Consider the following 13707-nt stretch of genomic DNA (forward strand, 5'->3'; position numbering starts at 1 on the left):
TCATCGCTAGCTTAAGAAGCTCCTGAGCCTTTGCGAAAGACATAGAATCACCATGACAGCTTTTGTCGCCCTTTTCAGCTATAGCGGAAGAAAGGAGATTGCGCATGCGATTGATTGGGGACTTGTTACGACTGAGTGCGTCGGATCTCATGCGGTTCAAGGGCTGCCGCCATGCGACGGCTTTGGATTTACGTTTGATCGAAGTTGGCGACCTTAAGCCCGATGAAGACGGCCCTGAAGCCGAGCTACTCCAGAAGCAGGGCGATGATCACGAACTTGCATTCCTAGGTAGGCTGAAGGCGGACGGCCATAGCGTCGTCGAGATTCCGAAGGACAACATTTCACTCGAAGAGTCGGTACGCCTGACGCTCGAGGCGATGAGGACTGGCCCCGACATCATTTACCAGGGCGCGTTGCTCGATGGCGCATGGGGCGGTTACAGCGACTTCCTTGAACGCGTCGAAAGACCTTCCAACCTCGGCGCATGGTCGTACGAGGTTGTCGACACCAAGCTGAAGCGGAAGCCTGATCCAAAGCATGTCCTCCAACTCTGTTTGTACAGTGATCTCATTGAAAAAGTACAGGGCGTGGCGCCAGAGGCCGCCCACCTCCAGTTGGGCGACGGTAGCCGCTTCACTGTCCGGCTTTCGGAAGTATCGGCCTATGCACGCCACGCTCGGCGGATGCTGGAGGTGTTTCTCACGGAGCGCCCCGAGACCCGGTCCGAACCCGTGTCGGCGTGCACCCTGTGTCGTTGGAGTAGCCATTGTGCCGAGCAGTGGGACGCCGACGACAGTCTGGCGCTGGTTGCAGGCATCAGCAGGTCTCAGCGCCAGAAGCTCGAGGCAGTCGGCATTACCACGATGGCCGCTCTTGCTGTATGCAAAGATCGCGTGCCGAAAATGGCGGCCGAAACTCAACGCAAGTTGGTATCCCAGGCTTACCTGCAGTCGGCACGCCGAGCTGCTGGGCCGCCGGCCTTCGAGCTCCGAAATGCGGAGCCTGGAAAAGGCTTCGGTCTCCTGCCGGCCCCTGATGAGGGAGACGTATTCTATGATATCGAGGGCGATCCGTACTTCCCGGGCGGGCTTGAGTACCTTCACGGCGTCTGGTACCGCGAAAAGGATGAGTGGGCGTTTCGGGCATTTTGGGCTCATAGCCGCGAGGACGAGGGCCGCTCGGTGGCCGACCTGCTGACTTTCCTCGTCGAGCATATGCGGCGGCACCCTAACGCCCACATATATCACTATGCAAACTACGAGATTGCTGCACTCCGGCGGCTGACCGCGCAGCATCGCACCTGCGAGGCCGCGATAGATCAACTCCAGCGCGAGCGGCGCTTTGTCGATCTGTTCAAGGTTGTTTCTGGCGCCATGATCGCATCGGAGAAGGGCTACTCTATCAAAGATCTCGAGGCGTTCTACATGAAGAAGCGTGCGGGTGACGTCGCGACCGCCGGGAGCAGCGTCGTCTTCTACGAGGAGTGGCGCCACACCGGCGAGCAGCGCCTGCTCGACGAAATCCACGACTACAATCGTACAGACTGCATCTCGACACAATTGCTTCGCGATTGGCTTGTCCGCGATGTCCGCCCGACGGGAATGGCTTGGCCAGTCCTTGGCGAGGTGCCCGAAGGCGGATCACTCTCAAATATCGAGGCAGAGGATGAGGAGATCAGAGTCCTACGGGCCAAACTGGAGCCAGTGAGAGAGCGCCTCGGCGACCAGGTGGCCGATCTGCTACTTGACCTCAGCCAATTCCACAAGCGCGAGGACAAGCCGGCTTATTGGGCGATCTTCGACCGCCTCGCGCAGGAAAGCGAGGAACTACTCGACGACCTCGAATGCATCCAAGGACTGGAGGCCGTAAGCGAGCCTGTGCAGGTCACGAAGCAGTCCTTCGAACGGACATATCGGTTCCCACAGCAGGAGACGAAGCTACGTGCCGGCAAGAGCCCATGTTTGAAGCCGGCCGCTATGCCTGAAGACGTTAACCTGCGATCGATCGACCACGATACGAACACGCTGGTATTGCGCCGCTCGATCGCGAAAGGCCCTCTACCCGATCGCCTTGACCTTTTGCCGCCGAGGCCTCTGCGCAATAGCGTCCTGAAGGACGCGATCGCGGCAGTAACCGAGGAAATCATTGCCAACACGGGCCGCGTCCCTGCCATCGAGGACATACTCACCCGCTCCCGACCCCGGTTCGTGGACGGTTTGCGGTCCCCTGGTGTGATTTCAGGGGACGGCGACCTATCCGTCGAAACAAGCGGCGCGATCGCTGCAATGGCGGATTCTACGCTCGCAATCCAGGGACCGCCGGGGAGCGGCAAGACGTATGTTAGTGCGCTCGCGATCGTAGACCTTGTCCGGACAGGCAAGCGTGTCGCCGTGTCCTCGAACAGCCATAAGGCGATTGGCAATTTGCTGAAGGCGGTGGCAGACCGAGCACGGGCGGAGGGAATGACCTGCCGACTCGTTCAGAAAACGTCTGACGACGGCGAAGATGAAGCCTATCCTGGCATTGTTTTTGTGAGCGATAATGACGCGCCTGAGATCGCATCCGCTCATGTTGTCGGCGCAACTGCGTGGCATTTCGCCCGATACAGCGACGCAGCATTTGATTATTTGCTGGTCGACGAGGCTGGCCAAGTCTCCCTTGCCAACATCCTCGCCATGGCAAGGTCCAGCCGCAACATCGTGCTAGTCGGCGATCCAATGCAGCTGCCCCAACCCCTGCAGGGCACCCATCCCGGCGACAGCGGACGTTCGTGCCTCGAATATCTGATCGATGGGCATCGAGTAGTACCCAATGACCGCGGTATTTTCATTCCCGTCAGCCGCCGAATGCACCCACGGGTCTGCGGTTTCATTTCGACGGCCGCCTACGAGGGGCGGCTCCGCAGCGACGACGCGGCGCGCAGTCAGACGCTCGTCTCGCGCACTGGTATCGATCTCCTGGGTGCCGGCATGCGCGCCGTCACACATGCCGGTCGGTCTCAGGTGAGCCCCGAGGAAATCCAAGCGATCATGGCCCGGATAGCGGAGGTCGAGGGCGCGACTTATCGTGATCGCGATGGCCGCGAGCGTATCATCGGAAACGCCGACATCCTTGTCGTTGCTCCTTACAATGCGCAGGTGAACGCCCTCCGCGCTGCACTTCCGGGCGCGGTGCGGGTCGGCACTGTCGACCGGTTCCAAGGTCAGGAGGCGCCAATCTGTCTCATGTCTATGACGACATCGAGCGGCGAGGAACTACCGCGCGACATCTCTTTTCTATTCTCGCTGAACCGAATCAACGTCGCTGTCTCGCGCGCTCAGGCCGCAGCGATGGTGTTCGCCAGCCCGCTGCTGCTCGAAACATCCTGCCGAACGATCGAAGAAATGTCGCTGGTGAACGCACTTTGCATTCTGCGCGAATACGGGGGTGACAGCTTCTGACACCTACCAGTGCGACACTGCCTAAATCGGAACATGGAGATTCGCACGGATGATTAACGACAAGCCGAACAAGACGGTCACTATCGTCGTCGAGGGTACCGAACACGATTGGCCCAAGGGCGACATCAGCTACGAGGAGGTGGTGACGCTCGAGGTGCCGGATTACGCCCAGCACCCTGAGATCACCTACTCGGTACGCTACAAGCGCGGCCACGGCAATAAGCCCGAAGGTACGCTGGCGCCGGGCGCCTCGGTCAAAGTCAAAGAAGGGATGATCTTCAGTGTTTCGGAAACTGGTCAGTCGTAACGCCGACCTCGCTCGGCTCGTCGAGCGCGGCTATGCGGTCGCGTTCGACAGCAATTGCCTCGTCGTGCGTGACATCCCCTATCTCGATCGGCAAGGCGCACTGCAGAGCGGCGCGATCGTCGCCAAGCTCGTATTCATTGACCAGGAGCACGTTCAGCAGGATGACCACCAGATCTACTTTGCCGGCGGCCATCCCCATCAGCTTGATGGCTCACCCATCCGCAACCTCGGCGGCGGTGAGACGAGGATCCGACTGAGTAGCGTGTGCGCCGATGTTGTCGTCCAGCGGTCGTTCTCTAACAAGCCGATGCCCCAAGGCAGCTTCCTTGATTTTTACGCCAAGATTGAAAGCTACGTATCAATTATCTCCGGACCTGCGATCGAGCGGCATCCCACCGCGACACCCCTCACCTATCGGGTGGTCGAAGCCTTCGAGCCCGACCCAATATTCAAGCTTCAGGACACGCTGACGTCGCGCGCGCAGATTGGCGACTTGAACACCGAGTTCGCCGGCGAGACGGTGGCCATCATCGGACTTGGCGGCACCGGCGCCTATCTACTCGATCTTCTGGTCAAGACGCCGGTGCCCAATATCCGCGCGTTTGATGGCGACACCTACCATGTCCACACGGCGTTTCGCTCCCCGGGTCGCTTCGCCACTGGGGAGCTTCGGACGGCGAAAGCCACCGTCTACGGCGCTCGCTATGACAATTTTCGGCACGGGCTGACAGTCGAAGCCACCTACATCGACCAAGACACTGCCGAGCGCCTCGACGGCGTGACCTTCGCCTTCGTGTGCGTTGATAAAGGCTCGTCGCGCGCAGGAATCTTCGACGCGCTCATCTCGCGCAACATCCCCTTCATCGACGTTGGCATGGGTCTCAATCGCAAGCATGGCACGATTGGTGGCATGCTGCGCGCCACATACTATCCCCGCGATGAGGGTGCAACGATGCGCGACCGGAAGCTCGCCGACCTATCCGACGCGGCCGACGACATCTATCGTTCAAACATCCAGATCGGCGAGCTGAACGCGCTTAATGCCTGCCTCGCCGTGATCCGCTACAAGCAGATACGGGGCTTCTATCGAGACACCGAGGGGTATCGACACGTGCTCTTCGGGATCGACGACCTTAGTCTCACCGGGGATACCTATGATAAGGATTAAGCTAGAACGCGTGCGCACTATGCCGGCTCAGCTTGAGCCGGGCGTTCTCTATGTGTCGGAGGAGTTCGAGACTGCCGCGCACTTGTGCGCATGCGGCTGCGGTTCAAAGGTCCGGACACCCCTGGGGCCGACCGAATGGTGTTTCACGGATCACCCCCAAGGACCGTCGCTTCGACCGTCGATCGGCAACTGGCAGCGTCCTTGCAAGTCGCACTATTGGATCGATCGGGGCAAGATCGAGTGGTCCGCTGAGTGGACACCCGAGCAAATTGCCGCCGGCCGCGCGGCCGAGGAGCGTCGGCGCGAACATTACTACGCCGAACTGTATGCTGAGGGGTGGTGGGTACGCGTTTGGCGCTGGCTTAAATCTATCATAGGCAGCTAGCATTGGATCGCGTCGAACGCTTGAGAGAAACATTTATCCACAAGGCACAGCATTGAGCGGACCACTACTTGAGGGTTGCCCAAAATACGTGCCTTCTTCTTAAAGATGTTGGCTACTGATTCTCGTAGCCCGTTTGGAAAACAGGCAGGACCATGCTCGTGGATCAGGAATACATTCAGTGGAGCTTGTGGGGCGCGGCCGCCTTCAGCTCTTTCGTATCGCTCCTCGTTGTTTTCGTGATCATAAGCCGCTTTTCACGGCTGGCCGCAAAGCTTGATGCCGATCCCGCAGCGGCAAAGCTGAGCGCCCTGGAAATCGCCCAGGAGCGCATTGAGCGCAATGTGCGCGACGATCTTCGGGCTGCTCGCGAAGAAGGCACGGCATCCGCCAAGAATTTGCGTGAGGAGGTCACAAAGAGCATCACGGCACTCGCAGAAACCTTGCGGACGCAGTCCGCCGAGGCGGCGAAACACCAGAAGGAGAACTTAGACCAGGTTTCCCAGACGCTTCGCCAGATGGCGAGCGACAGCGCAACCCAGTTCTCCAAAAACCAGGAAGCCCTCCTCACCACGTTCCGCGAACTTCGTGACCAGGTCATCCAGAATCTCGATGCGATGAAAGCCGATGCCGGCGAGCGAACAAAGTCACTGACGGAAACGGTTACAGCTAGCTTGGACCGCTTTGCCAAGAGCTCGATCGAACAGAACCAGCAGATGTTTGACATCCAGCGCGCCCAACATGAGGACTTTAGCAAGCGCCTGGACGCGTTGAGCGAGAAGAACACGCAGACTGGCGAAGCTTTGAAGCTAAGCGTGGAAAACCAGTTGGGTGTTTTGCGCAAAGAGAATGGCGAGAAACTCGAACAGATGCGCGTCACCGTAGACGAGAAGCTGCAGGGTACGCTCGACAAGCGGCTCGGAGACTCATTCAAGATCGTCAGCGAACGCCTCGAAGCGGTTCATCAGGGCCTGGGTGAAATGCAGAGCCTTGCGACCGGTGTCGGCGACCTGAAGCGCGTGCTGACGAACGTCAAATCACGCGGGTCATGGGGCGAGGTACAGCTTGGAGCCCTGCTCGAGCAGATCCTCACGCCGGCGCAATATATCGCAAATGCCACCACGTCCGAATTCGGCAACGAACGGGTCGAATACGCAATCAGGCTTCCCGGCTCCGGCGAGAGCGAAGAATGCCTGCTGCCAATTGACGCGAAATTCCCGATCGAGGACTACGAACGGCTGCAGGCGGCCTCCGAGATCGGGGACGCCGCCGCAGTCGAGGAAGCGTCGAAGGCGCTTGAGACCCGGATTAAGAATTCGGCCAAGGACATCTCCAGCAAGTACATTCGTCCGCCGAAGACGACAGATTTCGCTATCCTCTTCCTGCCGACGGAAGGGCTTTACGCAGAAATCATCCGCCGCCCCGGCCTGTGCGACGAGCTGCAACGATCCTATCGAGTGACGGTCGCCGGACCGACAACGCTTACCGCCATCCTCAGCAGTCTGCAGATGGGCTTCCGGACGCTGGCAATCCAGGAGCGGTCAAGCGAGGTGTGGCAGGTCCTTTCCGCGGTCAAGGAGGAATTCGGCAAGTTCGGGCCGGTGCTGGAGAAGGTCAAGAAGAAGCTGCAGGAAGCGTCCAACCAGATCGATAACGTCGAAGTGCGAGGCCGCGCCATCAACCGTAAGCTGCGCAACGTTGAAATCCTGCCTGCAAACGATGCGCAGGTCTTGATCGAGACGCTGGAAGAGGACCTTGGTTTCGACGACGGTGATGCCGAGGCTGACGGAAAACTGTCGGCTTGAATTTCGACGCTTGTCAACGCGCATCCGGCTGCGCTGCTTGAGGAGGGCCGGACCGGGGATACATGGTTTTTTAAAGGACAGCTTTTATTTCCGCTCGCCCTCAGCATTGGGGCCGATAGCTACGGAAAGCGAGCATGCCAAAACAAGACGTTTCCTCACGCCATTTTCAACGAAAAATCTCAGATTTCTGTGATGTGCGCATTGTACCGATCACATCAAAGCGGGTCGTGGAGAATATCAGGCCGTACCTCATCAGCCTGATCATCTACCGCAAGTCACCGCCTACGCAGAACGGCCGCATCGACTGGACAACTGTCGGCGAAGCCTGCGGGATCGATGACGAGATGACACCGGAACTGAAAAACCAGCTGCGCCCCGCCCTCGACGCCATCCTCCGATGGCTCCGCCTGCCGCCCGCGGCCGAAGACGTTCGGCATTCAGAGCCGAAACTAAAACCGACCAAACCCAATGATCGGACGCGAGCACCGACCGCATCCTCCACCCGCAAGCCGCAACGGGTGGGCAGCGACAACACACCGACTCAATCCGCCTCAGCATCGCCAGGCCCGCAGCCAAAACCGATCGAGGAATTTCCGGAGCCGCTGTTTGAAGCGGCGGACGACCCCGAGAGTTTTCAGGACGCGCTCGTCTACCAGATGCGCCGCTTCGGCGACAGTTACTGGCAGCTCTATCGCGCGATCATTCGTCTCGGGGAGACTTTCGACCACAAGACGCTCTTGTCGTGGATGCAGAGTGAACGCGCACCGAGATCGATTGCCAGTTTCGATGTCCTCACCCGTATTGAGCGGCGCTACCGACTGACGCCAGGATATTTCAAGGCTAAGCTTCCGCATCAGTCGCGCTCGCTCAATGGTCACGACCTTGGCGATATCAGTCCTGCCGAGCGGCGGCGATTGGCCTGGCATCTGCCGGACGATTTTGGCAGCCTTCCCTTTTCCAAGCGCGAGCAGATCATCGACTGGGTGCGGCGTATCATCATCTCCGGTTCGACCGATTATCGCCGCTACCAGGCGGCGGCCAGCAAGCAACGTTATGTCATCCGCTTTCCCGGCATCGCCTATGGCGGCGGATCACTGTCTCCCCGATCGCCCGTGCCGGCCAGCGGCGCCAGTCGCAGTGCGGACGAATCCTTCGAGGATCCGGACCTTCTGTCCGGCGTGGTCGACGCGCCGCCACGGCTGGCGATGGAGATGGCGGACCTGATCCGCTTCAAGACCTCGACACTGACGGCGATCGGGTTTCAGCGCAACGGTGTTTGGGGCGAGGAAACGGCATCGCAGAAGATCGAGCATCTCGGACTGATGTTCGGGGCGCTCGCCGCCTCGCCCGCCGGCATCGTCAAGGGCCGCGGCGTCCCGCTCAGCCAGCTAACCTTCGGTCTGCTGATCTTCCCGGGCGTGTGGGACTGGTATTTGCAATGGCGCGAGCAGCGGCGCGGCTTCTACACCAAATGGGAGGAAGACATGCTGATGGTGGCACAAGCCCTCACCCGCGCCGAGGTCGGCTGGATCCGACAGCATCCGGAGCTTATGAAGAATGTTCGACCGATCGAGGGTCTGATCGCGCCGGAGGAGATCGAATTCGCTTCGCGCGACTGGCACGGCGCCTGCGACGCATTTCACCGGCATGCTGCCAATCGGTCGAAGGAAGTCCAGCGGGTCATGCGGGTGCATCGCGATCCGTTCGAGCCGATCATGGTGATCCTGGAGGCAGACAGTCCGTTGGCGGAGTATCGCAAGATCACCGACGAGATCCTGAAGCGCATGCCGGACGAAAATCTCTATCCGCGGCCGGCGGCGGAAGCCGTCCGCTCGTTCTTGATGCTGCGGCTCGGACTTCATCTGGGGCTACGGCAGAAGAACCTCCGCCAGCTGCGTGTCTGCCCGCGCGGTCATTTTCCGACGGCCGAGCGCCGGCTGGAAGACATGAAGTGCGGCGAGCTGCGCTGGAGCGACCGCGAGCGCGGTTGGGAAGTGCTCATCCCGTCCGTCGCCTTCAAGAATTCCGGCTCGTCCTTCTTCGGGCAAAAGCCCTTCCGGCTGATCCTGCCCGACCTGCTCGATCTCTACAAATACCTGAACGCCTATATCGACCGGCATCGCGGCGTGCTGCTCGCCGGCGCGAAGGATCCCGGCACCTTGTTCGTGAAGACGGTCAAGACGACCAGCACCGACGCCGCTTACGACTCCACGACCTTCTATGAGGCCTGGCGGACCATCATCCAACGATACGGGATCTATAATCCTTATACCGGTCGCGGCGCCATCAAGGGCCTGCTGCCGCACGGCCCGCACAATGTCCGCGATATTCTGGCGACGCATATCCTCAAGCAGACAGGATCCTACGAGCAGGCGAGCTATGCGATCCGGGATACGCCGGATGTTGTGCAGCAGCACTATGGCCGGTTTCTGCCGCAGGATAAGGCGGCGCTCGCGGCAAAAATCCTGAACCAGGTCTGGGAGGCGGCATAGGCCGGAACAGCGATCGGCGGGAACTCCGCTTAGAAAGCGGTTCGGTCAGTGGTCGGCCGAGCTTGCCGTCGCGTCGGCTGGCAGGTTCGGTCTGCCTCGATTGCCTATGGTCTCATTCAGCGCGTCCTTACTGCCAACTTGGCGGAATCTGGTGGCGTTTTCGTCTCGTTAACCATATGAATTAACGCTTTTCTTTTCTATCGCAGAAGCCAATGAGCCACTAGCTTCTGTCAGCTGTGATGACCTGAAGCGCGAACGCTAACCATCGATAAGTATCAAGTATCGATAGTGATAGATTTCGAGGCGCAAATTCGCTATGTCGATCTTCCTGGATCGGTGGATTCGCCCGGAAATCCGGGCTTTTGGGCCGTTTTTCACCCTGGTTCAGTGGACTCAACTGCCTGATTGAGTGGACTGGCACTTGTCGAAGCGGTCCGGCCGACAGCCCTCCCCTACCACCGGTTCAATCTCAGAATTCTGCCACGACACCCTTGCCGGAGCCGAACCCTTCCAAGACAGCCGATTTTACGCGATTTCCGCCGCAGAAGCCCGCGGGCACGGCTCTCAAATGGTGACCGTGCCCGACCAGCTTACTCTGCGGCTTTGGCAAAACCGGACACTGAGGCTTCATCAAGGTGCGATTTTAAGAAGGGGATTACGCGGTCCAGCGCAATGCCGGTGGGGACAGGGTTGTCGTACAGGTCGTAGTGCGACCAACCTTCGACCACGACCAGCTCCTTGTTCTTCGATGCGGCGCGACCATAGATTTCCATCCCGTCACGATAGGCACCGAAGCCCCCAGGCTTGTCGCCGAACACCAGCATCATCGGCTGGGTCAGCAGCGTTTCAGCGAACGCGAAGGCGTCCCACGCGACGGCCGAAGTGGCATGCGAGACCAGCATCCTCGTACCCGACCCAACAGCCGGGCATCGGTGGCGGTAGTAGTCCGTCGCTTCCAGCACATCTATGTCGGTGATGCCCGCGGCCTTGCCCTCTTCGACACTGGCGGGCAGGAAGATGTTGGTGCGCTCTTCTGTTCCGTCGTTCTCGGCCGTGCGCTGTGTGGCCATTCCTTGGAGCGCCCCGACTGGGTCGAAGTTGCTGAAGCCTTCTCGCATCAGACGTCCAAAGTTGACGCCAGTGATGCTGACCAGCGCCTTGATGCGCTTGTCGATGATGGCGGCCTTGATCGAGTAGCCACCACCACCGCAGATACCGAGGATGCCGATCCTGTTGGCATCGACGTAGGGCAAGGACTGGGCGTAGTCGATGACATCACGATAGTCCTTCACCCGCTGCTCGGGGTCTTCGATCCAGCGCGGTTGGCCGCCGCTGCCGCCCTGGAAGCTGGCATCCGGAACTATGACGACGAAACCCGCTTTTGCTAGCGCCGCGCCGTAGACGTTGCCGGAGGTCTGTTCCTTGCAGCTACCGATGGGATGGTTCGAAATTACGGCCGGATACTGCTTCCCTGCGTTGAAGTCCGGCGGGAAGTGAATGTTCGCGGCGATGTCCCAATACATTCCGGGGTTGCGAATGGTCACGCTTTCCATTTGACTCTCCTGTTCATCTGGAGCGTTTTGCTCTCGTTGATATCGTATTGCCGTTACTCAGCGGCTTGGCGCGCTGCGGTGTTGGCAACAAGCTTCTCCCGGAAGAATGGTGCCAGAACCGAGGCCGCCTCATCGACGTACTTCTCGCCGTCATACAGCTCCATGTGGTTCGCTCCCTCGACGACATAGAGCTTCCTGTCCGAGGAGGCGGCACGCCGCATGAGATCATCGCTCATCCATTTGCTGCCGGCCTTGCTCCCGACGATGATCTGGAGCGGCTGCGTCAGGTAGACCTCGGCCATGTGATAGGCGTCGTAGGTGATGATCTGGTTCAGGCTGCGCAGCGTCGCGAAGCCCGGAGCGGTCGGGCATTCCGCGCGAGGCGTATGGTAGTATTCCCAGGCTTGTCGCAGTTCCTCGTTCGGCGCATCTTCTTCCTTCAAAGGAGCGAGCGGCATCTGACCCTTCGTGGCGCTCGCTGCATCAGCAGTGCGAGCGTTCGATCCGGCCTCGATATAAGGGAGAGCGTCGATATCCTTGACGTTATTCTCCCAGCCGTTGCGGAACATCGAACCGATGTTGACGGCGCTGATCGTGCCGACGGCCTTGATACGGCGATCCTGGATCGCGGCGTTGGCGGTGTAACCGGCACCCGCGCAGATTCCCATAGCGCCAATTCGAGCCTGGTCGATGTAGGGAAGCGTCGTCAGATAGTCGATGACAGCACTGACGTCTTCGGTGCGGATGTAGGGGTTCTCGAGTTGGCGCGGTTCTCCGCCGCTTTCGCCCTGATAGGACGCATCATAGGCGACCGTGACGAACCCTGCTTCGGCAAGCTTGCGAGCATAAGTTCCGGCGGTCTGTTCCTTCACGCCGCCGCCCGGATGGGAGACTACGACGGCTGGATACTTGCCGCTTTCGCTAAAGCCTGCGGGGAAATTGATGAACGCCGACATGGTGATTTCAGGGTTATTCGAGTTCACGAAACTGATCTTACCCATTGTCATCTCCTCTTGTTCTGATCTGGTCTTCACCGCGCCAGCAGCGGATGACTGGAAATATACTGCTCACCCGACTATCATTCCATGATAGAGAAATGCATGAACCTATCACTGAGGTGATTGATGGATCGCCAGGATATGGCAGACCTGACGGCGTTCGTCGTGGTGGCCGAAGAACGGAATTTTACGCGGGCCGCATTGAAGCTTGGGCTATCACAATCGGCACTCAGCGGTATCGTACGCCGTCTGGAAGAGCGGCTGGGAGTCAGGCTACTAGCGCGAACCTCCCGCAGCGTTGCGCCAACAGAAGCGGGCGAACGGCTGGTGCGAACACTGACACCTATGCTCCGGGAACTCGATCAAAGCTTCGCCGATCTCAGCGAGTTCCGAGACCGGCCAGCCGGAACGATCCGCATCACATCGGTGGAGCATGCGGCAAAGACCATCATCCGGCCCGCGCTGACGCGGCTGCTGGCCAAATATCCAGACATCAATGTCGAGGTGATCGTCGATTATGGTCTGGTTGACGTTGTTGCCGACCGCTTTGATGCCGGGGTCCGGCTCGGGGAACAGGTAGCCAAGGACATGATCGCGGTGCGCATGAGCCCGGATATTCCAATGGCCATCGTCGGCTCACCTGCGTACTTCGAAAAGTATGCCTTTCCGGAAAACCCCGAGCAACTCATCAATCACCGAGCTATCAACTTGCGTCTGCCCACGACAGGCGTCCTAAATGCGTGGCGTTTCATCGTGGGCGAGCGTGAGATCAAGGTGCATGTTGATGGTCCACTGGTCTTCAACACGATCGAGCTGATCCTTGATGCGGCAATTGATGGTATGGGACTGGCGTACATGCCGCTCGATCAGGTCACTGAACATCTCGCCAGCGGTCGCTTAGTCAGAGTTCTGGCCGACAGCACGCCGCCGCTTCCCGGCTATCACCTCTACTACCCGAGCAGACGTCACTCATCCCCGGCGTTCAGCCTGTTTGTTGAAGGCGTGAGATACCGAGCATGAAATCGGATGGCAGCTTTTGTCGCATTCCGGCCAATCCGGAAGATTCCAATGATCCTGGCAGGTAATAAACTGTATCACTCTAAGGAAATTGATTCCGCTTAATTGCGCTGATCGACACACGCACCTTGCGACTACGTGCATCCGCTTCACAACAGGTGATTTTAGAATTTGTGTTTTATTATGGGGATTTAGGGCCGATGACCAGAGTGCTTTGGCGTACTGCATCGTAGTTTTGTGCTTTGCGATTACTGCTGCAGAGTTCGCGCCAGCGATATGTATGACAGTGATGTGATTTGGTTGCGGGGGCAGGATTTGAACCTGCGGCCTTCAGGTTATGAGCCTGACGAGCTACCGGGCTGCTCCACCCCGCGTTACCAGCGTAAGTCCGCTTGGGGCTTATCGCGTCACCTTAGAAGCGACAAAGGCCGCGAGAGCGGCCTATTGTAGCACGGCCTTGCCGTTTGAGCATAAACCTTTTGGGTTTATCGCGGATGTGATGAGAAGATGTTTTTGCATTGAAGTTGCGTTTGGCAGACCTGGCA

9 protein-coding genes and 1 tRNA gene are annotated in these 13707 nt (G+C 59.1%); 7 read left to right on the forward strand and 3 right to left on the reverse strand.

Going from position 1 to position 13707, the window contains the following annotated elements; translation table 11 throughout:
• Positions 1 to 104: 104 nt before the first annotated feature.
• From QD461_RS20415 to QD461_RS20440, 6 genes are all read left to right on the forward strand, one after another.
• Positions 105 to 3440 (forward strand): TM0106 family RecB-like putative nuclease, encoded by a 3336-nt coding sequence (locus QD461_RS20415; RefSeq protein ID WP_414089405.1) that lies wholly within the window; start codon positions 105 to 107, stop codon positions 3438 to 3440.
• A gap of 49 nt (positions 3441 to 3489) precedes the next feature.
• Positions 3490 to 3747, forward strand: a complete 258-nt coding sequence (locus tag QD461_RS20420; protein ID WP_414089391.1) for a multiubiquitin domain-containing protein — start codon at positions 3490 to 3492, stop codon at positions 3745 to 3747.
• Positions 3722 to 4915: a ThiF family adenylyltransferase gene (locus tag QD461_RS20425; RefSeq protein WP_414089392.1), complete on the forward strand. Its 1194-nt coding sequence runs from the start codon at positions 3722 to 3724 to the stop codon at positions 4913 to 4915. The genes QD461_RS20420 and QD461_RS20425 overlap by 26 nt, the downstream gene beginning before the upstream one ends.
• A 19-nt stretch (positions 4916 to 4934) precedes the next feature.
• Positions 4935 to 5300 carry a DUF6527 family protein gene (locus QD461_RS20430; protein WP_414089393.1) on the forward strand — a complete coding sequence of 122 codons (366 nt, stop codon included), beginning with the start codon at positions 4935 to 4937 and terminating at the stop codon, positions 5298 to 5300.
• A 152-nt stretch (positions 5301 to 5452) separates the two neighbouring features.
• Positions 5453 to 7102 carry a DNA recombination protein RmuC gene (rmuC, locus tag QD461_RS20435; protein WP_414089394.1) on the forward strand — a complete coding sequence of 550 codons (1650 nt, stop codon included), beginning with the start codon at positions 5453 to 5455 and terminating at the stop codon, positions 7100 to 7102.
• A 134-nt stretch (positions 7103 to 7236) separates the two neighbouring features.
• Entirely contained in the window at positions 7237 to 9594 is a 2358-nt protein-coding gene (locus tag QD461_RS20440) for a hypothetical protein (protein WP_414089395.1), read from the forward strand.
• Between the two features lie 590 nt (positions 9595 to 10184).
• On the opposite strand, the gene QD461_RS20445 is transcribed toward QD461_RS20440, so the two are convergent.
• Both QD461_RS20445 and QD461_RS20450 read right to left on the reverse strand, forming a co-directional pair.
• Positions 10185 to 11147 carry an alpha/beta hydrolase gene (locus QD461_RS20445; protein ID WP_414089396.1) on the reverse strand — a complete coding sequence of 321 codons (963 nt, stop codon included), beginning with the start codon at positions 11145 to 11147 and terminating at the stop codon, positions 10185 to 10187.
• A 53-nt stretch (positions 11148 to 11200) separates the two neighbouring features.
• Positions 11201 to 12148: an alpha/beta hydrolase gene (locus QD461_RS20450; protein ID WP_414089397.1), complete on the reverse strand. Its 948-nt coding sequence runs from the start codon at positions 12146 to 12148 to the stop codon at positions 11201 to 11203.
• A gap of 123 nt (positions 12149 to 12271) precedes the next feature.
• Here QD461_RS20450 and QD461_RS20455 point away from each other — a divergent pair, with 123 nt between their 5' ends.
• On the forward strand, positions 12272 to 13165 hold the full coding sequence (locus QD461_RS20455; RefSeq protein ID WP_414089398.1) for a LysR family transcriptional regulator: 894 nt from the start codon (positions 12272 to 12274) through the stop codon (positions 13163 to 13165).
• 294 nt (positions 13166 to 13459) lie between these two features.
• Here QD461_RS20455 and QD461_RS20460 read toward each other — a convergent pair.
• Positions 13460 to 13536 (reverse strand) — tRNA-Met (locus QD461_RS20460).
• Positions 13537 to 13707: the final 171 nt, after the last annotated feature.

The organism is Rhizobium sp. BR 314 (assembly GCF_047445805.1).
Taxonomy (GTDB): domain Bacteria; phylum Pseudomonadota; class Alphaproteobacteria; order Rhizobiales; family Rhizobiaceae; genus Rhizobium; species Rhizobium lusitanum_B.